The organism is Collinsella sp. AF19-1LB (assembly GCF_003459655.1).
Lineage (GTDB): Bacteria > Actinomycetota > Coriobacteriia > Coriobacteriales > Coriobacteriaceae > Collinsella.
Genome location: NZ_QRWO01000027.1, coordinates 1 through 21,924 on the forward strand (window position 1 = coordinate 1; position 21,924 = coordinate 21,924).

The window sequence follows — 21,924 nt, forward strand, 5'->3', positions numbered from 1 at the left end:
GGCGCAGGCCGAAGCAGTCGGCGAGGTAGTAGCCCTTCTCGCAGCCGCCCGAACCATGGTCAGAAGCCATGGCGACGCAGTTCTCGGCGCCGACAGCCTGGCCGATGGGGCCCTCGGGCTTGGTCATGGCGTAGACGCGCACGCCCATGTCCTTCATCTTCTTGACGGCCTCGAGGACCTCGGGGGTGGTGCCGGACTCGGAGGCGGTGAGCACGACGGACTTCTCGGTCATGCGCTTGTGGCCCATGACGTTCCACTCGGCGGCGTGGATCAGGTAGACCTCGAGGTCGCGGTCGCCGAACTTGTTCATGAGGTACTCGAGCTGCATGAGCTCGTCCCAGGTGCCGCCGACGCCCATCAGGAACACGGCGTCGTAGCCCTCGTCGGCGACCTTGTCGGCGAGGGCGGTCATCTTCTTGCCGGTCTCGTAGAGCGCCTTGCCGTCCTCGAGGTAGCCCTCCTGGTCGAAATGCATGATCTCGATCTTCTCGGTTTCCTTCATTTGCTTCTCCTTTCTGGGGTTGTCTCCACATCCCCCATGCCAACGGGCATCAAAGCCCGCTTACATTCCGTAACACTCGGCCGCTTTGGCCTTAAGCGCATTGACCGACTCTTCGTAGCCCTCCGCCTTAACCTCCATCTGTTTGGAGACGGCATCGAGATACGGGTGCACGTCCCATGACTTCAGACGCTCGGCGATTATGGCCGCAATCGTCTGGAAGAACACCAGATTGGGAATTGCGCTGAGCAGCGGAGCCACCTGAGGCACCGCCACCTCGTGAGCTCTACCCCTGGGATGGGCCGTGAGCAGCACCGTTTTTGTCGTAACGTTCGATAGCGCATCGGCGATATTCGCAAGACGCTCCGACCCCTGCGGATCGTCGACAATAAACACCAGATAACCCGGAACAATCTGCATCTCAGGACCGTGGACGAACTCCTCGCCCTCGTGATGCATGGCAGGAATCTTGATGGTCTCGCTCAGCTTGAGGGCCGCCTCTTCGGCAACGCCATAGTTGGGGCCGTTGCCGACGACCATGGCGGGCATGTGCTCAGAAAGCTCGAGCATGTGGTCTTGGACATATGCCTCGGCGATCTTGCACATCACGGCATTGGCCTGGATAGCCTCGCGCAGGTCGTCAAGACGCTGGGCAACGCCCTTGGCGTCAATCGTTCCGCGCGCCTGACCACAGTAAATACCAAAGAGCACCAGGTACTCAACGAGAACCTCGACGCCCTGAGTCACAAAGTCCACCGACTCGACACCCACACCGTAGTCAAGAACGATGTCAGCGTGTTCCCTGATGGGTGCCTCGACGTTTGCCGTGAGCGCAACTGCAGCCATATCGTGCGCGCGCATGTAATCGAGCGCCGCGATCGTATTGGTCGAATAGCCGCTCTGCGAAACGGCAATGTTGAGCGCATGCTGCGGATAGGTGTGTTCAAAATCGACGAAGGCCTCGGGCGTCACAACGGACACCTGCATTTGCAGGGTATCTTGCAGGTAATCGCGGGCGCAATCGGCGGCATGGCGCGACGAACCCGAAGCAACGATGCGCAGCGCGTCAAAAGAACCGGACTGGAAAATATCAACGAGCTGCGCTACCAGCTCAGACGAACGCTCGAGGTTCTCTCCCATACGCACATGGGCAAGCTGAACGTAATCGAGCATCTTCATCGTCTCACCTCGTAACAAATCATTAGTATTTGATACCAATCACAGTTACAGGTTACGGCTTTTTGATACCTTTTTGTCGATTAATTTGTCCCCATCGGCGAACGGTCGATTTTGAGCCATGTAAGGTCGTATATGCAGTCTGCTCAACAAATCAAAATTCCGTCAGCTTTTCAGCCCGTTATGCAAAAAACCAGCTAGTACGTATAGGTATATCCACCCGCATCACCGCGGTTAAACGACTTGACGTACTCGATCGCCTGGCCGCTCGCATCGAAGCTCACGCACTCAAGCGTCAAGGCAAGATCGCCCTGCTCCAGTCCAAGCAGGCCGGCATCTCGCGCGCCCAGCGCTTCGATATCGAGCTTTTCCTGTGCCATGACCGGCTTTCGGCCCAACATCTCATAGGTCTCGTACAAACTGAAGACCGACACGTCAATATCTTCGATTGTGGGAAACAGCAGGCACGGGATGAACGCCATCTCAATCGATACGGGATCGCCGTTGACGCAGTTCAAACGCCGAATCGAATACAGTAAATCGTCCTCGGCAATGCCAAACAGGTTGGCATAATATGGACCCGCATAACGCTTGGAACGCGCGAGGATGCGGACGGACGGCTCGCCGCCCGAAGCACGAACCGATTCGCGAAAGCCTCCCGTTCGCTCGTAGGCAACGGGCACTTTCTGTGCCACAAACGCGCCCTTTCCGCGGACGCGTCGAATCTGCCCACGCCGAACCAGCTCATCGACAGCGCTTCGGATGGTCAAGCGCGTCGTACCAAATTCCTCGGCGAGGTCTTTTTCGGACGGGATCATGGAACCCGTGGGATATATACCGCGCTCGATACGCTCCTCGATGCGGCGTCGAATGCGCATATAAACCGGGGTGGCATCTACTGTTTCAGCCATTGTTCACCTGCCACGCTCCTCATGCCGTTCTTTTCACCGTTATCGGCAAAGCGGAACTTTGTGGGCAAAATCACCGATTTGCAATGCTCCACAAAACGCATGTCCTTATCAAATTCTATCGTGCTCTCATAGAACACCGGCGTTCCCTCTTCTTGCTGGAGTAACTCGGCCTCTTCGGCGTTCAAACGCGAGATGGAGATATGCTCACGTCCATGCTCAACGCGCACGCCACCTTCTTTGAGCAAGACATCGTAAAGGCTCTCACACTCAAAATCGTGATCGGGAAGCGAGGGGCACAGGGACAGGTTAACGTGAGCCGTCTCGATTGACGCCGGCTCGCCCTCAATAAGTCGAACACGCTGCATGCGGAGCAAAGGAGCGCCTACAGCAACCCCAAGCTTGTCGGCAAGCGCCTCATCCGCCTCGATGGCCACGGTGGAAACCAGACGAGAAGAGGGGTGCAGGCCGGCAGTCCGCACAGCATCGGAAAAGTTATACGTTTCCTGAAAGATATTGAGCGGTTTGGGAGGACACACATACGTACCCGATCCGCGACGGCTCTCGAGCGTTCCACACGAGATGAGCCGCGTGATACCGGCGCGCAACGCCGTACGCGAAACGCCAATCTCTTCGCACAGCACGCGCTCGGCCGGCAGGCGATCGCCGCCGGCAAGCTGATGGTGCTGGATATACCAAAGAATCCCCTCAACAGCACGATCTTTGGGGGGAATTGCATAAGATTCGCCTGCCATTGCACAGACTCCTCGTTCAGAAACGTATGTCGCCAAAATTAGGCCAGACCACCCATGGCATCAAATTCGGCCTTGATCTTCTCGGCGACATTCCGATACGACTTATACAGGCTTGAATCGCGTTTGACTTCATCGGTCATAACGGGAATCTCTAGTTTGGAAACCTCGTCTTTTCCCGTCTGAACCGCCACAACAACGCCCATACCAAGACACATATTACGCTTGGCTGCGTTCATTTTTGCCGCCTTAGCGGGATTTGCCAGAATACGCTGGGCAAATTCCTGTTTAGAGACCGCTTCATCGGCCTCCGGATCGCCCGCCTCGGCCACTTCGCACTGCAACACGTCCGCATAGTCAAAAATCTTCGGCTCGCTGCCGCGCTGATGTACGGCCCACTTGCGACGCGTGGCATCCTGGTAGATAGCCGGCAAAAACGTAAACCGCGGCGGGTCCAAAATCGTATCCGTGATGGTAAACACATCGGGATCAAAGGCGTCCTGCGGGTTTTTCTTCTTGAACAGCCCCATATCAGCCTCCCGTACTAGCATTAAACAACTCAAGCTGAATATAGCACCAATTTCAAGCCGCCGCCTTACCCTATCGGTACGCGGCGTCTATGGCTCGCCCAGCGGAAAAGTTCACGGACGAGGGCCGGGGAGGCATACTTTGTTTTGAGAAGTGGGCTTCGCGAACTTCTCAAAACAAAGTATGCCTCCCCGGCCCCGGCAATGTAATCTTGGCTGATCCTAGTTGGATGCACAATCCACAAGGCAGCAACAGCCAAGTCCCCATTACATTAAAAAATATCAGCCCCCGCATATCGAAACGGTCGAGAGGGCCGCCTCCGGGCTGGTGCCCTTCCTCGGAGAAGTTCGCGAAGCCCACTTCTCAGAGGAAGGCACCCGCCCGGAGCAGGCCCCAGCGCGAGACCGTCCCGGATGCCTACCTACTCGTTGTCGCCCGCGGTCATCTGCGTTGCGGAGAGCGCGCCGTCGGCAGCGGTTGCGGCTGCGGCGTCGGGCCAGACCCAGTCGGTAAAGGCCGGGTGATCGAAGCCCTCGTCGCACGCGAACTCAAAGGCCTCGGTGCGGAAAGCCTCCCACTTATCAATCTGCTCGGCAAACTTATCGGCGTCGACCATGCGCAGCACGTCGGCGGCCAGAGCCCAGCGGTCCATGTTGTTCAGGCGCAGCATGTCGAACGGCGTGGTCGTGGAGCCTTTCTCCTCGTAGCCGTGGACGCGGAAGGCATCGTGGCCGGGGCGGTTCCAGATCAGACGGCGGATCGTGCCGGCATAGGCGTGGAATGCGAAGAGCACGGGCTTCTCGCCACAACCGAACAGCTCAGCCCAGCGCTCATCGCTGATGGCCTGGTCGTTCTCGCAGACGTTCTGAATCTTGAGCAGGTCGACCACGTTGACGAACCACACCTTAATGCCCAGCTCACGCAGCATGTCGGTTGCGGCCAGAGCCTCGAGCGTCGGCACGTCGCCGCACGCGGCGACCACGACGTCGGCCTCGGCGAGCGAGTCGGCAGTCGATGCCCACTCCCAAGTCGCGACGCCCTCGGCGAGCTCGGACTTGGCCTCGTCGACCGTCTGGAAGGTGGGGGCTGGCTGCTTGCCGCAGAAGATGGCGTTGACGCAGTCGATGGACTGGTAGACGCGCTCGGCAACGGCAAGCGCCATGTTGGCGTCGGCCGGATAGTAGGCATTCACGATATGCGTGTCGTTGGCCTTGTTGAGCAGCAGGTCGATAAAGCCGGGGTCCTGGTGCGAGAAGCCGTTGTGGTCCTGACGCCAGACATGGCTCGACAGCAAAATGTTGAGACCGCTAATGGGGGCACGCCACGGAATCTCGCGCTTGGTTGCCTCGAGCCACTTGCAGTGTTGGTTGACCATGGAGTCGACCACATGGACAAAGCTCTCGTAGGAGCTCCACACGCCGGAGCGGCCGGTGAGCACGTAGGCCTCGAGGAAGCCCTCGCACTGGTGCTCGGACAGCTGCTCGACAACCTTACCGGAACCGGCCAGCAGCTCGTCGTTGGCATCGTCCTCGTAAAAGCCGGCGTCCCACTGCTTCTTGGTCACCTTGTAGGCAGCCTGCAGGCGGTTGGACGCGGTCTCATCGGGACCGAAGATACGGAAATCGTCCATGTTCTTGGCCAGAACGTCGGCAGTGTACTCGCCAAAGACGCGGGCGGCCTCGGTGGAGCCCCAGCCGTGTCCCTTACTTGCGACGGGGATCTCGTGGGCGTGAATATCGGGGAGCTCGAGCTCGCGGCGCACCTTGCCGCCGTTTGCATTGGGGTTGGCGCCAATGCGCAGCTCACCGGTCGGCATAAAGGCCGTCACCTCGGGGCGCACCTTGCCCTCGGGCGTAAAGAGTTCCTCGGACTTGTAGGAGCGCAGCCACTCGCGCAGCACGCGGAAGTGCTCGTGAGTGTCCTTGGCACTCGCCAGCGGCACCTGATGCGCACGCCAGGAGTCCTCGGTCTTCTTGCCGTCGATCTGCTTGGGGCAAGTCCAGCCCTTGGGCGTACGGAACACGATCATGGGGTAGGCCGGACGGACCACGGTCTCGCCCGCCGCAGCCTGGGCCAAAGCGGTGGCCTTGATGTCGCAAATCTCATCGAAAACCTGCTCAAACAGGGCGGCAAAACGCGCATGAATGCTTGCATGGCTCTCGTCGTCAAAACCGGCGACAAAGAAATGCGGCTTGTAGCCCATGCCCTCAAAGAACTTGGTAAGCTCTTCGTCGGACACGCGGGCAAGGATGGTGGGGTTGGCGATCTTGTAGCCGTTGAGGTGCAGGATCGGCAGGACGATACCGTCGGTTGCCGGGTTCACGAGCTTGTTGGACTGCCAAGAAGTCGCGAGCGGACCGGTCTCGGACTCGCCGTCGCCCACTACGGCCACGGCCAACAGGCTCGGGTTGTCCATGACGGCGCCGTAGGCATGGCTGAGCGTGTAGCCGAGCTCGCCGCCCTCGTGGATGGAGCCGGGCGTCTCGGGCGCAAAGTGGCTCGGGATGCCGCCGGGATAAGAAAACTGGCGGAAGAACTTCTGCAGACCAGCCTCGTCATTGGTGATGTCGGGGCGGATCTCACGGTAGGTGCCATCGAGCAGCGACTGGGCGGTGCCGGCAGGGCCACCGTGGCCCGGACCCATCAGGAAGATGGCGTTCTGGTTGTGGTCGGCGATGAGACGGTTGACATGACCGAACAGGAAGTTGATGCCAGGCGTGGTGCCCCAGTGACCGACCAAGCGGTGCTTAACGTCCGGGCGACCAAAGTCGCGCACCTCACCGGTTTTCTCATCGACAAAGTCGGTGCGCATCAGCGGGTTAGAGCGAAGGTAGATCTGACCGACGGACAGATAGTTCGATGCGCGCCAATACAGATCGACGCCCTCGAGCTCGGAAGCCGGCACCTCGTGTCCCAGCTTTTGCCACGGCGTCCCCAGTGTTTTAGCCATTGTTTATGTCCCTTCGCTGTGCGGTCACCCTCCGATACGGCAACCATTCGTTGGGACTAGTATATTTGCTAAAACGTTTTATCATGGTGAAAAAACGTTTTATCACCCTTATCAATCCCATCGATCAACAAAACGCGACATTCACCTGCGGCGTTGACTATCACAGGTACTCCACATTCGGTCTCTGCAAATTGATAAACGTGTTTAGTTGTGTTTAGTAAGCTCGAGCACGCTGTCCTTAACGATAAGCTCCGGCTCCAGAACGACCTCTTCGGCACGCCTGCCGCCCCTACCGGCAAGACGCTTGGACATGCAGCCAAAAGCATGCTCCGCAAGGACACCAGGGTCCTGCTCAATCGCGGTCAGCGCCGGCTCAAAGAGAACGTCGGCCGCCGAGTTGTCATAGCTTACGACCGAGATATCGCCTGGGATGCTCTTCCCCATCTCGTGCAAGCGCTTGAGCAGACCGAGGGCAATGTTATCCGAGCTTGCGAACACGGCGGTGGCATCGGTTGCAAGCACCGCCTCCGAGGCCTCATAGGCACTCGGGATGTAATATTCGCTCTCAAACTCCAGGCGCGCGTCGATGGGCAGTCCCACCTCGCGCAGCGCGCGCTCGTAACCGGCGAGTCGTTTGCGACCCGTATTGGAGCGACGCGCGTTAACCAGACAGGCGATGCGACGGTGGCCTTGCTCGATCAGATAGCGGGTGGCCATGTAGCCGCCCATCTCGTGGTCGAACATCACCTTGTCGCACTCGAGGCCCTCAATGGCGCGGTCGACCATCACGGCAGGGATGGGCAGATGGCTCACTTCCTCGCGCAGGGCGCGATCGTCGGAGAACTCGTCACCCACTACCAGAAAGACGCCGTCGACGCCGCGCGTCACCAGCTGGCGCAGCAGTTCCAGATCGTCATCGGCGCTTCCACCCGAGCTGGTAATAAAGAGCGCGTAACCGTCCTCGCGGCAGCGCTTTTCCAAGCTGCCGGCGAGCGAGGCAAAAAAGCGGCTCTCGATATTGGGAACGATAAGGCCCAGTGTGCGCGACTCGCGCATGACCAGGCTGCGCGCGATCTGGTTAGGAACATAGTGGTTGCGCGCCGCAACCTCCTTGATAAGCTTGCGGTTTTCTTCCGAGATGCGACAGGGCCGATTATTGAGAACAAGCGAGACCGACGAAGGGGAAAGCCCCACCTCCTGGGCGATCTGCTTGAGGGTGACTTTGTTGGCCATCTCGCTCCTTCCGAGTTTACGCGCAATCTCTTGAAAGTATAGCGACTGCCCATCTACCTCGGTGATAAACACTTTACCAATCCGGTGGACGGCTGTTTTATCGCCGTCAGCGCACCAAATCCGTCCAGGTGGGGTATATTGCAATCGATTTATGACAACAACCACCAAAAGGCGGATATTCGCATGCACGAGAACGACTTTTTTAACGAGGACCTGCTCTGCGCGCTCGCCGGCGTTGCCGGCGAGGACAACGTACTCATGAGCGAGCCCATGCGCGAGCACACCACGTTTAAGATCGGCGGCCCGGCCGACGTCTTTGTCACGCCCGATACAGAGCAGGGCCTCGTCGCCACACTCGATACCTGCTATCGCTGCGACCTGCCCCTCACCATCGTGGGCAACGGCTCCGACCTGCTCGTCGGCGACAAAGGCATCCGCGGCGTCGTCGTGGCACTGGGCGAAGGCCTCTCCAACATCACCGTCGATGGCACGCACGTCACGGCGGCAGCCGGCGCCCTGCTTTCCGATGTCGCCGCGGCAGCAGCCGAGGCCGGTCTCACCGGCATGGAGCCCATCTCGGGCATCCCCGGATCGGTCGGCGGCGCCTGCTACATGAACGCCGGTGCCTACGGTGCCTGCATGGCCGATGTGCTGGGGTCTGTGCGCGTCTACAAGCCCGCCCGCATGCTCGACGACGGCACCCGCGGTAGCGGCAGCATTATCGAGTTCGATGTCGATGAGCTCAACCTGGGCTATCGCAAGAGCCGCATTGCCGACGACGGTTTCATCGTGCTTTCGGCCACTTTCAATCTCGCCCCGGGCAACGCCGCGATGATCAAGGCCGACATGGACGACTACCGCCAGCGCCGCGAGGACAAGCAGCCGCTCGACATGCCGAGTGCCGGCTCCACCTTCAAGCGCCCCGAGGGCCACTTTGCCGGCAAGCTCATCATGGACGCCGGCCTGCGAGGACACGCCATTGGCGGCGCGCAGGTGAGCGAAAAGCACTGCGGCTTCATCGTCAACGCCGACCACGCCACCGCCGCCGATGTCGACGAACTCATCCGCCACATCCAAACAACCGTCAAAGACCAATTCGACGTGGACCTCGAACCCGAAGTCCACCGAGTAGGCGAATTCCTCTAAACAAAGAAGGCCCCGAAAGGGGCCTTCGCCATCTTTATATCAGACAACCAGTCCGGTGTATCGCGCTCAGGACCCGAGAGGGCCGGGACAGTCCGAGAGGCATAAGGTTGATCGCGAGTTCCGCACGAGCCGGAGAGCACTTAATGTGCTCTCCGTGCGAGCAGGACTGCCCGAGCAGGCAACCTTATGCCTCTCGGACTGTCCCGGACCAAACCGCAGCTACGACAGCGCAATACCGCCAAGCCAGCCCCAGCGCACGCCAGAGCCAGTGCCGTAGAACCCAATGAACGAGTCAAGCGACCTCGACGTGATGGCGCCCTCGTTACTCATAACGATGCCGCCGCCAACATAGATGCCCACGTGGCCATAGATCAGACCCGGTATGCCGGTACCGCTATGCGATGAGTCGGCAACAATCATGCCCACCTGCAGCGCCGAGCGGTCGGAGCTATAGCACCAGGCGTTAAACATATCGCACGCGTTACCGCCAAAGTAGCCAACGCCGGCCTTACGGAAGACATTGGTAACCCACGCCGCGCACCAGTTCTGACCCGGCGAAGGCGTGGAGTAGCACGCGTTGACGACGGCCTGCTGCTTGCCCGAGCCGGCATTCTGCTGCGGAGTTCCGGGCGCATACGATCCACCGCCCGAGCTCGAACCACCCGAGTAGGAATTGTTCTTGTTCGCGGCGGCCGCGGCAGCGGAGGCGGCTTTCTTGGCAGCTTCCTCGGCCTGGGCGGCAGCGAGAATCTCTGAATCGCGCTGAGCCATGAGCTCCTTGACGTCGTCGGAAAGACCGCTCAGCACGGTCTGGACCTCTTGCTGCTTGGCCTGCATATCCTGCATCTGGGCAGTCTGCTGGTCCTTGAGCTTCTCCAAGTCGGCCTTCTGCGACTCGAGCTCGGTCTTTTGCGCATCGAGCTCTTCCTGGATGGTCTGAATGTCCTCGATGGCGTCGCGGTCGCTCTTGTTGATCTTCTCAACATAGTGCGCATTGGCGACGAGCTCCTCAAACGAACCCGAGGCGAGCAGCAGCGACAGGATGTTGGTGCCGCCCGACTTATAGCTGGCGGAAACGCGATCGGAAAGATCGTCGCGCTTCTTTTTGAGCTCGGCCTTCTTTTCGTCAATCTGCGCCTGCGTACTGTCAATCTGGCCCTGTACGCCCTCGATATCGTTGAGGGTCTGGGCGTTCTTGTTGGCCAGCGCCGCGTATTCATTTGCGATGCTGTCGAGCTGGGCCTGGACCTCGTCAAGCTGAGCCTGGGCCGCATTGAGTTTGTCGGTGGTTTCCTTGGTGGCCTCCGCAGCATGGGCGCGAGCGGGCAGACCAAAAAGAACGGCTGCAGAAGCTGCGCCGAACAGGGCCTTGAGGGCAGTGCGACGCGAAAGCTCCTGGGAAAGGATGGAATCGCTGTTTGGTGACATATCTACTCCGTTACATGTTTATTTATATGTCGCTCAACTCATACATATTAGCGTACATCCGGCGCATCCCAACGATTTCCACGAACGGCAGCAAACCGTATGGTCGGCGGCTCGTATGCAAACGTCAAAGTCAAGGTTATGCCCACGCCAAACATTTCCATGAGTACGTTAGCATGCTCATCTGCTTTTCCTGCCGCGCACGTTCTTGGTACCCCTGCCTGCGCTATACTCCCCACAAGAAGTGTTCCTGATTCGATAGGAGACTACATGTCCAAAGCACTCGACCCCAAAGACACCTGCGTCCTCGTTACCGGTGGCGCCGGCTTTATCGGCTCGCACACCGTCGTTCAGCTGCTCGAGGGCGGCTATCAGGTCGTCATCGTCGACGACCTCTCCAACTCCAGCGCCGTCGCCGTCGACCGCGTCAAGACCATCGTGGGCGAAGAGGCTGCCAAAAACCTCACCTTCTACGAGGCCAACGTGCTCGACCGCGAGGCCATGAACAAGATCTTCGACACCCATCAGATCGACCGCGTCATCCACTTTGCCGGCTTTAAGGCCGTCGGCGAGTCGGTGAGCAAGCCCGTCGAGTACTACCACAACAACATCGAAAACACCCTGGTGCTCATCGACGTCATGCGCAACCATGGCTGCAAGTCCATCATCTTCTCGAGCTCCTCGACCGTCTACGGCGACCCGGACAACCCGCCCGTCACCGAGGAGGATCCTAAGAAGCCCGCGACCAACCCCTATGGTTGGACCAAGTGGATGATCGAGCAGATCCTTATGGACGTCCACACCGCCGACCCCGAGTGGGACGTCGTGCTGCTCCGCTACTTCAACCCCATCGGCGCCCATCCGTCGGGCCTGATCGGCGAGGACCCCAAGGGCATCCCCAACAACCTGGTGCCCTATGTCGCGCAGGTTGCCGTGGGCAAGCTCGAGGCCGTTCAGGTCTTTGGCAATGACTACCCCACTCCCGACGGCACGGGCGTGCGCGACTATATCCACGTTTGCGACCTGGCCTCGGGCCACGTTGCCGCCCTCAACTGGATGAACGGCAAGACCGGCGTCGAGATCTTTAACCTGGGCACCGGCACCGGCACCTCGGTGCTCGAGGTCATCGCCGCCTTCTCCAAGGCCTGCGGCAAGGAGCTGCCCTATGTGATTCGCGAGCGCCGCGCCGGCGATATCGCCGCCAACTGGTGCGATGCCTCCAAGGCCGAGCGCATGATGGGCTGGAAGGCCCAGTACGACATCGCGGATATGTGCCGCGATAGCTGGAACTGGCAGAGCCACAACCCCAACGGCTTCGCCGACGCTGAGTAGCAAAAACCTACATACCGCTCTTGCCCCGATCTCACGTTGTGAGGTCGGGGCTTTTTCACGGCATGTAACCATTCGCCGAAAATCGACCAACTTTTATATCTTGCCTGTACATGTTTAAACAACATGTTTTACAATAGGCATATCGAATCAGAACATCGGAGGCGGACTGCACACCCATCGGCAGGCCGACCCCACAACAAGAAGGTTGGTGAGCGCATTCATGGAGCGTGCAAGCGGCGTCCTCATGCCCGTCTCATCTCTGCCCGGACCATACGGAATCGGCGGCTTTGGCTGGAATGCCTACGACTTCGTCGATTTTCTCGCCTCGTGCAAACAACATTACTGGCAGATTCTGCCCCTTACGACGACCAGCTATGGCGATTCGCCCTACCAGTCGTTCTCGGCCCGCGCGGGCAACCCTAACTTCATTGACTTTGCCGAGCTTATCGAGGCAGGTTACCTGGAGCAGCGCGATATCGACGGCGTATACCTGGGCGCTGACCCCAGCAATGTCGACTATGGCGCCATCTTTGGTGGCCGTCGTCAGATTCTCGACCGCGCCGCCGAGCGCTTTGCCGCCGACAAGCCGGCCGACTTCGACGACTTTGTCCAAACCAACGAAGACTGGCTCATCCCCTACTGCGAGTTTATGACCGTGAAGGAGGAGTGCGGGCTCAAGGCATTTTGGGAGTGGCCCGCAGAGCTTCGTACCCGCGGTGAGGCCTCTGCCAAGGTCTGCGCCGCCCATCCCGCGCGCATGCTCTACCACCAGATGACGCAATACTTCTTCGATCGTCAGTGGAGCCGCCTCAAGGCCTATGCCAACGAGCGCGACATCCTGATCATCGGCGACCTGCCCATCTATGTCTCACGCGACTCCGTCGAGATGTGGGCCACGCCCGAGCTCTTTAAGATCGACGCCGCCGGTAATCCTGTGAGTGTCGCCGGCACGCCGCCCGACCAGTTCTCTGCCACCGGCCAGTACTGGGGCAATCCCATCTACGACTGGGACGCCATGGAGTCGGACGGTTTCTCCTGGTGGGAGGGCCGCATCCGCGCCGCCCTCGACATGTACGATGTCATCCGCCTGGATCACTTCCGCGGCTTCGAGGCCTATTGGGAGGTGCCGTTCTCCTCACCCGATTCGTCCTACGGTTCGTGGACGCAGGGCCCCGGCCTCAAGTTCTTCAAGACGCTCGAGGAAAAGCTCGGCACGCTGCCCATCATCGCCGAAGACCTGGGCTTCCTCACCCCCGGCGTCATCGACATGCGCGACAACTCGGGCTTCCCCGGCATGAAGATCTTGCAGTTTGCCTTTGAGGGCACCAACTCGTACTACCTGCCGCACAACTACATTGCCAACACCGTCGCCTATGTGGGCACACACGACAACGAGACGGCGCGCGGTTGGTTTGAGGGAACGGCCACCCCGCGTCAGCGCGAGCAGGCGGCCCTGTACACCCATCAGCAGGCCGGCGAACCCATGGCAGATGCACTCAATCGCACCATCGCCGCCAGCGTAAGCGACACGTGCATCTACACCATGCAGGACCTGCTCAACTTGGGCAATGAGGCGCGCATCAACACCCCTGCCACGCTGGGCGGCAACTGGACCTGGCGCATGCTCGATGGCGCCATCACCCGCGAGCTCGAGCATAAACTCACCGACTGGACCGAGACCTACTTCCGCATCCCATCGGAAGCCGAAATCGAGCTTCCTCAATAGGAGCCACCGCGCCCGACCCCACCCCACCGTGCGGACGCGACCGCTTTTCCCGCGCGAGGCCACTCCAATCCCCTCGCGCGGGCTTCTTTTGAATTTCTGACATGTCGTCAACTCGCCACAGGAGGAAACATGCCCTGTATCAATCTTGCGGATCTTGCCGAGCAGTCCTTTGGAACTTCGCTCGAGCAACTCGATGACCGCCGCATTTACAAACTGCTGGTCAAGCTCGTGCAGGAGCGCTCTGCTGCCTGCCCACTCAACAATGGCAAGAAAAAGCTCTACTACATCTCTGCTGAGTTTTTGATTGGAAAACTGCTGATCAACAACATGATCGACCTTGGCATCTATGCCGAGGTTAAAGACCAGCTCACCGCTGCCGGCCACGACCTCAACAAGATCGAGGAGTTCGAGGTCGAGCCGTCGCTCGGCAACGGCGGCCTGGGCCGCCTGGCCGCATGCTTCCTGGATTCCATCGCCACGCTGGGCTTGACCGGCGATGGCGTGGGCCTCAACTATCACTACGGCCTGTTCCGTCAGCGCTTTGTCGACAACCAGCAGAAGGCCGTCCCCGACGAGTGGCTCGGTGAGCAGGACATCCTAGTCGACGACGACCGCTCCTACACCGTCGAGTTCGGCGATTTTGCCGTTACCTCCAAGCTCGTCAACATCGACGTGCCCGGTTACGGCCAGCCCACCAAGAACCGTCTGCGCCTGTTCGACCTGGCGAGCGTCGACGACGGCCTGGTCCCCGGCAGCTCCATCGACTTCGACAAGACCGAGATCGCCAAAAACCTCACCTTGTTCCTCTACCCCGACGATTCCGACGAGCAGGGCCGCCTGCTTCGCATCTACCAGGAATACTTCATGGTGAGCAACGCCGCCCAGCTCCTGATCGACGAGGCCATCGAGCGCGGCAGCAACCTGCACGATCTGGCCGACTACGCCGTGGTCCAAATTAACGACACGCACCCCACCATGGTCATCCCCGAGCTCATTCGCTTGCTCACCACCGAGCATGGCATCGAGTTTGACGAGGCCGTGACCATCGTACGCTCCATGGTCGCCTACACTAACCACACGATTCTTGCCGAGGCGCTCGAGAAGTGGCCGCTCGTCAGCCTGCAGAAGGTCTCCCCTGCCATCGCCGACATTATCGTCAAGCTCGATGAGATCGCGAAGGCCGAGCACGATGACCCGCGCGTCGCCGTCATCGACGAATACGACACCGTCCACATGGCCCACATGGACATCCACTTTGGCTTCTCCATCAATGGCGTAGCCGCCCTCCACACCAAGATCCTGGAGGACACCGAGCTTCATCCGTTCTACGAGATCTATCCCGAGAAGTTCTCCAACAAGACCAACGGCATCACCTTCCGCCGCTGGATCCATGGAGCCAACCCCGCGCTCGCCAGCCTGCTCGACGATGTAATCGGCACCGACTGGCGCAGCACCGGCGATCTGAGCAAACTCGCCAAGTTCGCCGACGACAAGGACGTTCTTGAGCGCCTGGCCGCCACCAAGGTCGAGGCCAAGGCCATCATGCGCCAGTTCATGGCGCTCGAGCAGGGCGTGACCATTCCCTCCAACGCCATCATCGACGTCCAGGTCAAGCGCATCCACGAGTACAAGCGTCAACAGATGCTCGCGCTCTACATCATCTGGAAGTACTTCGATATCAAGAACGGCAACAGGCCTAAGCACCCCGTCACCATCATCTTTGGCGGCAAGGCGGCGCCTGCCTACACTATCGCGCAGGACATCATCCATCTGATCCTGACGCTGTCGCAGTGGATTGCAAACGACCCCGACGTGGCTCCCTACCTGCAGGTTGTCATGATCGAGAACTACAACGTCACCGCCGCCGAGCGCGTGATCCCCGCCGCTGACATCTCCGAGCAGATCAGCCTGGCCTCCAAGGAGGCGAGCGGCACCTCCAACATGAAGTTCATGCTCAACGGCGCCCTAACCCTGTGCACGCTCGACGGTGCCAACGTGGAGATTGCCGAGCTCGTGGGCGACGAGAACATCTATACCTTTGGTGCCTCGTCCAAACAGGTCGAGCAGCTCTACGCCGACGGCACCTACAACGCCGGTGCGCTCTACCGCAAGCCCGGCATTAAACTGCTGGTGGACTTCATCACCAACCCGGCCTTTATGGCAACCGGCAACGCCGAGCGCCTGCAGCGCCTGCACGACGACATTAAGGGCAAGGACTGGTTTATGGCCCTGCTCGACATTGAGGAGTACATCCAGACCAAGGAGCGCGTGCTGGCCGACTACGAGGACCAGGACGCCTGGATGCGCAAGGCGCTCATCAATATCGCCAACGCCGGCACCTTCTCGTCCGACCGTACGATCTCCCAGTACAACGACGAGATCTGGCACCTGAGCTAATTCGGTTTCATCGCCCATCCTCTTGAAAACGGAGCCACGGCAACGCGGCTCCGTTTTTTGTGCCCGCACGTTACCCTGTGATCCGACTCGGCCAAACAATCTCGATCCATAACAACTACTCAACCAAAACGGTCCCAGCTGTTACAGATTGAGACATACCGGCCCCTCCCCTTGGGTTTATCTCAATCTGTAACATCTAGCAGGTGAAATTCGCCTTTGGTGTTACAGATTTAGATGAAATGGTTAGCTCAGCGGAACCGTCTCGATCTGTAACATCTAACGTCCGAAATCGGCCCTACCTGTTACAGATCAAGACAAACTGACAGACGGAAAGCCCCAACACAAAGAAAGGCTCCCCTCTCGCCCAGTGGACGGGAGGGGAGCCTTATATGTGACCACGGCAAAAGGATGGCAAAGCCGCAGTCGCCCAAAAGGAGGGCCTGATTGGATCGGGCCTAGATAAGGTTCTTGCCAGAGACCTTATCGAAGAGGTGGGTCGCGTTCTTCTCGAACTTGAACCAGATGGGGTCGCCTGCCTTGAGCGCGCCCTTGGCCTCAAGGTCGACAACGGGAATGATCAGGACGAACTGGCCATCGGGAGCGGTCACGTGGACATGCTCGGTCGAACCCATGAGCTCGGTCACCTCGACGGTACCCTGGAGCGCGCCCTCCTCGTCCTTGTCGGCAAGCAGAATCTGCTCGGGACGCACGCCGGCCGTGATCTCCTTCACGTCGCCGCCGTCCCAGTTGAGAGCAAGCTGAGCGCAGGTCTCGGGGGCGAGCGCCACGTTCATATCCTCGGTCTTGACGGTAAAGCCGTTGCCCGAGCGCACCAGCTGGGCATCGAAGAAGTTCATCTGCGGCACGCCGATAAAGCCGGCGACGAAGATGTTCGCGGGATGGTTGAAGACCTCCTGCGGGGTGGCGATCTGCTGGACGACGCCGTCCTTCATGACCACGATACGGTCACCGAGGGTCATAGCCTCGGTCTGGTCGTGAGTAACATAAATGAACGTGCCCTTGATCTCGTGGCGCAGCTTAATGAGCTCGGCACGCATCTGGTTACGAAGCTTGGCGTCCAGGTTGGACAGCGGCTCGTCCATCAGGAAGACCTTGGGGTCTCGCACGATGGCGCGGCCGATGGCGACGCGCTGGCGCTGGCCACCCGAAAGCGCCTTAGGCTTACGGTCGAGATACTCGGTAATGCCCAGGATCTCGGCAGCAGAGCGAACCTTGCGGTCGATCTCGTCCTTGGGGACCTTCTTGAGCTCGAGCGTAAATGCCATGTTCTCGTACACCGTCATATTGGGGTACAGAGCGTAGCTCTGGAACACCATGGCGATGTCGCGGTCCTTGGGCGCCACGTCGTTGACGCGCTTGCCGTCGATGAGCACGTCGCCCGAGGTAATGTCCTCCAGGCCGGCGACCATGCGCATCGTCGTGGACTTACCGCAGCCAGAGGGGCCAACGAGGACGATGAACTCCTGGTCGTGAACGGTGAGGTTGAAGTCCTCTACAGCGAGCACACCGTCCTCGGTAACCTTGAGGTTGTGCTTCTTCTCCTCGGTCTTCTTCTTTTTGCCAAAGAAGCCCTTCTTTTTTGACTCGTTGTTGGGATACACCTTCTGAACATGTTTGAGAACGATCTCGGCCATGTCTCTACCTTTCGATACGCGGCGCCGCGCTGAGGGGAGCCGCCAAAACTTGCAAAACAGTTACGGCATCAGCCCTTGACGGCACCTGCCACAACGCCGTCAATGATGTACTTCTGGCAGAAGATGTACATGATGACGATGGGGATGACGACCATCATGATGCATGCCATCATGGGGCCGAGCTCGACGTGGCCATAGCCGCCACGGAAGTACTGGATCAAGATAGGAATGGTCTTGTACTTAGTGGAGTCGAGCGTAAGGTAGGGCAGCAGGTAGTCGTTCCAGACCCACATGGTCTCGAGGATGCCGACCGAAAGATAGGTGGGCTTCATGATGGGAAGGACGATCTTAAAGAACACCTGGACCGGGTTGCAGCCGTCGATCATGGCCGCCTCTTCGATCTCGAGCGGGATGTTCTTTACAAAGCCGGCGAACATAAAGACCGCGAGGCCCGCGCCAAAACCAAGGTAGATGAAGCAGATGTTAAACGGCGTGTTGAAGCCGATGCGGTCCGCCAGGTTGGACAGCGTAAACATGAGCATCTGGAACGGTACAACCATCGAGAACACGAACAGGTAATAGAAGAAGTTCGAGATCTTGCTGTTGACGCGCACCACGTACCAAGCGCACATGGAGCAGCACACCAGAATCAGCACGACCGACGTGACTGTGATGATGAGCGAGTACATAAACGCCGAGGCAAAGCCCTGCTCGTTCAGAGCGTGCACGTAGTTTGCGAGGCCGTTGAACGTCTCGGGCGTGAGCAGATCGAACGCCGTGGTGGTGCTGATTGCGGTCGCTTTCTTAAAGGAATTGAGCGCAATCATGAACACGGGGTAGATCCATGCGAGCGACAGGATCGTAAAGAAGATCGAGAGCGCGCGGTTGATAGCCTTATCGCGTTTCATTACTGCTGCACCTCCTTGGACCTCGTGGCCTTAAGCTGGATCATAGAAATAGCGACAACCAGGATGCAGAAGATAACTGCCTTGGCCTGACCGATGCCCTGCCATGCGATGCCAGCACGCGAATAGAACGTGTTGTAGATGTTCAGGGCGAGCATCTCGGTGGAGTGCGCCGGGGCGCCACCGGTAAGGGCGAGGTTCTGGTCGAACAGCTTAAAGCCGTTGGTGATGGACAGGAACAGGCAGATGGTGATGGTCGGCATCAGGTTGGGGATCTTAACCTTCCAAAACGTCTGCCATGCCGTAGCGCCATCGACCTTGGCGGCCTCGATGTAGTCAGACGGAATGGACTGCAGACCGGCGATGTAGATGATCATCATGTAGCCGACCTGTTGCCACAGGGTCAGGATGATAAGGCCCCAGAAGCCAGCGGCGGAGTTGAGGGCGATAAGCTGGGCACCCACGTTGGAGAGCAGGCAGTTGATCAGAATCTGCCAAATGTAACCCAGTACAATGCCGCCAATCAGGTTAGGCATAAAGAAAATCGTACGGAAGATGTTGGTGCCCTTGAGCGCCTTGCGAGTGAGCGCCTGCGCAATGGCCAGCGCGATCACGTTGATGAGCACCGTCGACAGGAAGGCAAACGCCACGGTAAAGAAGAACGACGTGGCAAACTGCGGATCGGACAGCGCGCGCACGTAGTTCTCGATACCGACAAAGTGCGCGTTATTGATGGTAATAAACTGGCAGAACGAGAGATAGAAACCCTGGATAAAGGGAATCACGAACCCGATCATAAACGCCAGGCACGTGGGCAGCATAAAGAGCGGCCACCAGCGCTTGAGTGCTTTGCCCATAGAAGGGTCCTTTCAATATGCAGGGGGCGGGCAAACCTACGTCTGCCCGCCCCCTGTCGCTAATCAGATAGCTTGGGCAGCAACTGCTTACTCGGAAGCAGCCTTCTCGGTCTTCCAGCCATCGACGAAGGCGTTCTTGACGCCGTCCCACTTGGTGTTGTCGGCAGCATAAGCGATGAGAGCCTGCTTGAGGTTCTTCTTCCACTCCTCGGAGGGGATGTAAACGAAGTCCCAAGCGACGGTCTTCTTGCCGTCCTTGGCCATAGCAACGGCCTGCTGAGAGAAGACGTTGGTGGTCTCCTTAGCGCTCTTGAACGGGGCGGTCAGACCCATCTTGTCAGCGATGATGCTGGTGGCGGTGTCAGAAGTGACGCACCAATACATGAAGTCCTCGGTGGCCTTCTGGGCATCCTCGGAAGCCTGGGAGCTGACGCACCAGTAGTTCTCGCCGCCGGAGCACAGGCCCTGGTTCTCCTCGCCGTCGACGCCGATGTAGATCGGCAGCATGCCGAGCTGGTCGTCGGCCATACCGGCCTTGGTGAGGTCGGCGTAGGCCCAAGAGCCGTTCTGATAGAAGACGGCCTTGCCGGTTGCGAACTCGTTGGTGGCGTCGTCACCGGTCTTGGAGGCGAGCTGCGAAGGATCGCAGGTGGAGTCGGTGATGTACAGGTCGAAGATCTGCTTAAAGTTGTCGAGATACTCGCCCTTGATCTCGTCGTCCTCCTGATTGTGCTCCTTCTCGAACTCGTAGTAGAGCGGGAGGTTGGCGAGGTGCGTGGTGTAGCGCCAGCTGGAGGAGTCATCCATACCGGCGGAAGTGAAGGCACCGTCAACGCCGAGCTCGTCCTTGCGGGCCTGGATGTCATCGGCGCAAGCCTTCAGCTTGTCGAAGGAGTTGATGTCCTCGGCCTTGTAGCCGGCCTTCTCGAGGAGCTCCTTGTTGTAAATGATGCCGTAGCTCTCCTGAACCCAGTCGATACCCAGATCCTTGCCGTCGGACTGCAGCGCCAGGGAGTCGTCGATGAGCTCGCCGCGGAGCTTGGTGTCGGAAAGATCGGCGCAGTAGTCCTTCCAGTTCTTAAGGCCGGTGGGGCCGTTGACCTGGAACAGCGTCGGAGCGGAGCTCTTGGACATCTCGGACTTGAGCTTCTCCTCGTAGGTGTTGGAGGCGGCGGTCACGATCTTGACCTCGACGCCCTTCTCCTTCTTGTACGCCTTGGCGATCTCCTTCCACTCCTTGTCGACCTCGGGCTTGAACTGGAGGAAGTAGACCTCGGCAGCGTCACCAGAAGCAGAGGAGCCAGAGCCGGCAGAACCACCGCAGCCCACGAGGCCCAGACCAAGAACCGCAGCCGCGGAACCAGCAAAGCCCAGGAACTGCCTTCTGCTCATTTCGTTCTTCATTACAATCCACCCTTTCACACCGTGGCGGCACCCTTTGCCGCCGCCTTCGGAGATTGGCTCGGGGACTTTGCCCCTTTTGCTGACTTGTACAATACGCTATTTGGCTAGTTGTTTGAACAAGTATTACTAGAGCGGTAGAAAAACTTCGGTGAACGGTAATTTCGACTTGATACTTGACAAGTTTTGTATAAACAATTATTTGTTATCGAATGCAGAGAAAACGCCCGATCAAGCCGATGCATCGTCGGTTTGACCGGGCGTTTTCGCTTTGAGGGCATGAGTCTCGTCAGGCTGCGAGCTAGCCGGCTATCGCTTGGAATTGACGCGGTAATGGAAGATCTCGGGGTGTGTGCGGGCATGCGTGACCTCGAACAAGATGCCGTCCGAGGTGTACGACTGGCTCTCCATAACGGCGACGCAGTTGTACTTGCCGAGGTCCAGATAGCTGCAGTCTTCATCGTTGGCGAGCTCGACACTCACCGTACGACGGCTCGCCATCACTTTGACGCCGCGCTTGTGCTCCAGATAGCCGTAGATAGAATCCGCCGCGATCTCGGGGGTCAGGCCCTTGGCGATCGACGCCAAAAAGTAGCCATGGTCCACTTGGCGCGCGCTGCCGTTGAGGCTTCGGACACGCACTACGCGAATCAGCTCCTCGCCCACCTTAAAGCCCAGGCGACGTGAGAGTTGCTCAGTGCAAATCAAATGTTCAAAAGACTTGACCTCGGTCGATGCGACGGCATTGTTGCGTTTTGCGAACTCGCCAAACGACTCAACCTCTTCGAGTGCGCCCAGCATGTCGGTTTCGCCCTTAAGCCAAATAACGCGCACGCCCTTACCGTGTATAGGCTGCACAAACATCTGGTCGGCCAGCATGCTCAAGGCGCGTCGAACGGTATTGCGCGTGCAGCCAAACTCCGCGGTCAGCTCGGCTTCGGTTGGCAGCATCTCCTGAAACGCATAGGTCCCGTTGATGATGCGCGAACGGATCTCGCGGTAGATTCCTTCGTAAATCGCTTTTGGCATGATTT

General features: G+C 58.9%; 16 protein-coding genes and 1 pseudogene. 4 read left to right on the top strand and 13 right to left on the bottom strand.

Annotated elements, in window-relative coordinates:
* From DWX39_RS08465 to DWX39_RS08495, 7 genes and pseudogenes are all read right to left on the bottom strand, one after another.
* Positions 1-502: pseudogene (locus tag DWX39_RS08465) on the bottom strand (SIS domain-containing protein); the annotation flags it as partial.
* A gap of 60 nt (positions 503-562) precedes the next feature.
* Entirely contained in the window at positions 563-1,678 is a 1,116-nt protein-coding gene (locus DWX39_RS08470; RefSeq protein ID WP_117759369.1) for an SIS domain-containing protein, read from the bottom strand.
* A 194-nt stretch (positions 1,679-1,872) separates the two neighbouring features.
* Positions 1,873-2,586: a GntR family transcriptional regulator gene (locus DWX39_RS08475; RefSeq protein ID WP_117638248.1), complete on the bottom strand. Its 714-nt coding sequence runs from the start codon at positions 2,584-2,586 to the stop codon at positions 1,873-1,875.
* Positions 2,571-3,338, bottom strand: a complete 768-nt coding sequence (locus DWX39_RS08480) for a GntR family transcriptional regulator (protein WP_117759371.1) — start codon at positions 3,336-3,338, stop codon at positions 2,571-2,573. The genes DWX39_RS08475 and DWX39_RS08480 overlap by 16 nt, the downstream gene beginning before the upstream one ends.
* A 38-nt stretch (positions 3,339-3,376) precedes the next feature.
* Positions 3,377-3,865 (bottom strand): hypothetical protein, encoded by a 489-nt coding sequence (locus DWX39_RS08485; protein ID WP_117759373.1) that lies wholly within the window; start codon positions 3,863-3,865, stop codon positions 3,377-3,379.
* A gap of 419 nt (positions 3,866-4,284) precedes the next feature.
* Positions 4,285-6,813 (bottom strand): phosphoketolase, encoded by a 2,529-nt coding sequence (locus DWX39_RS08490; protein WP_117759375.1) that lies wholly within the window; start codon positions 6,811-6,813, stop codon positions 4,285-4,287.
* A gap of 204 nt (positions 6,814-7,017) precedes the next feature.
* Complete coding sequence (locus tag DWX39_RS08495) at positions 7,018-8,046, bottom strand: LacI family DNA-binding transcriptional regulator (protein ID WP_089573627.1); 1,029 nt, start codon at positions 8,044-8,046, stop codon at positions 7,018-7,020.
* Positions 8,047-8,229: 183 nt separating this feature from the next.
* Here DWX39_RS08495 and murB point away from each other — a divergent pair, with 183 nt between their 5' ends.
* Positions 8,230-9,192: a UDP-N-acetylmuramate dehydrogenase gene (gene murB, locus DWX39_RS08500; RefSeq protein ID WP_117759377.1), complete on the top strand. Its 963-nt coding sequence runs from the start codon at positions 8,230-8,232 to the stop codon at positions 9,190-9,192.
* 219 nt (positions 9,193-9,411) lie between these two features.
* On the opposite strand, the gene DWX39_RS08505 is transcribed toward murB, so the two are convergent.
* Positions 9,412-10,620 (bottom strand): hypothetical protein, encoded by a 1,209-nt coding sequence (locus DWX39_RS08505; protein ID WP_117759379.1) that lies wholly within the window; start codon positions 10,618-10,620, stop codon positions 9,412-9,414.
* 267 nt (positions 10,621-10,887) lie between these two features.
* Here DWX39_RS08505 and galE point away from each other — a divergent pair, with 267 nt between their 5' ends.
* From galE to DWX39_RS08520, 3 genes are all read left to right on the top strand, one after another.
* Positions 10,888-11,949: a UDP-glucose 4-epimerase GalE gene (gene galE / locus DWX39_RS08510; protein WP_117759381.1), complete on the top strand. Its 1,062-nt coding sequence runs from the start codon at positions 10,888-10,890 to the stop codon at positions 11,947-11,949.
* Positions 11,950-12,157: 208 nt separating this feature from the next.
* On the top strand, positions 12,158-13,675 hold the full coding sequence (gene malQ, locus DWX39_RS08515; protein WP_233508923.1) for a 4-alpha-glucanotransferase: 1,518 nt from the start codon (positions 12,158-12,160) through the stop codon (positions 13,673-13,675).
* 129 nt (positions 13,676-13,804) lie between these two features.
* The gene (locus DWX39_RS08520) at positions 13,805-16,072 is read left to right on the top strand and encodes a glycogen/starch/alpha-glucan phosphorylase (protein ID WP_117759385.1); all 2,268 of its coding nucleotides are present in this window, start codon (positions 13,805-13,807) and stop codon (positions 16,070-16,072) included.
* A 455-nt stretch (positions 16,073-16,527) separates the two neighbouring features.
* On the opposite strand, the gene DWX39_RS08525 is transcribed toward DWX39_RS08520, so the two are convergent.
* The 5 genes from DWX39_RS08525 to DWX39_RS08545 form a co-directional block, all read right to left on the bottom strand.
* A complete protein-coding gene (locus DWX39_RS08525; protein ID WP_055252176.1) occupies positions 16,528-17,727 on the bottom strand; it encodes an ABC transporter ATP-binding protein in 1,200 nt (399 codons plus the stop codon).
* Positions 17,728-17,795: 68 nt separating this feature from the next.
* Positions 17,796-18,635, bottom strand: coding sequence for a carbohydrate ABC transporter permease (locus DWX39_RS08530; protein ID WP_117584245.1), 840 nt, complete (start codon positions 18,633-18,635; stop codon positions 17,796-17,798).
* Positions 18,635-19,489: a carbohydrate ABC transporter permease gene (locus tag DWX39_RS08535; protein WP_117759387.1), complete on the bottom strand. Its 855-nt coding sequence runs from the start codon at positions 19,487-19,489 to the stop codon at positions 18,635-18,637. The genes DWX39_RS08530 and DWX39_RS08535 overlap by 1 nt, the downstream gene beginning before the upstream one ends.
* 87 nt (positions 19,490-19,576) lie before the next feature.
* Positions 19,577-20,893, bottom strand: coding sequence for an ABC transporter substrate-binding protein (locus DWX39_RS08540; protein ID WP_117759389.1), 1,317 nt, complete (start codon positions 20,891-20,893; stop codon positions 19,577-19,579).
* A 306-nt stretch (positions 20,894-21,199) separates the two neighbouring features.
* Entirely contained in the window at positions 21,200-21,919 is a 720-nt protein-coding gene (locus tag DWX39_RS08545) for a GntR family transcriptional regulator (protein WP_055252172.1), read from the bottom strand.
* Between the last annotated feature and the right edge of the window lie 5 nt (positions 21,920-21,924).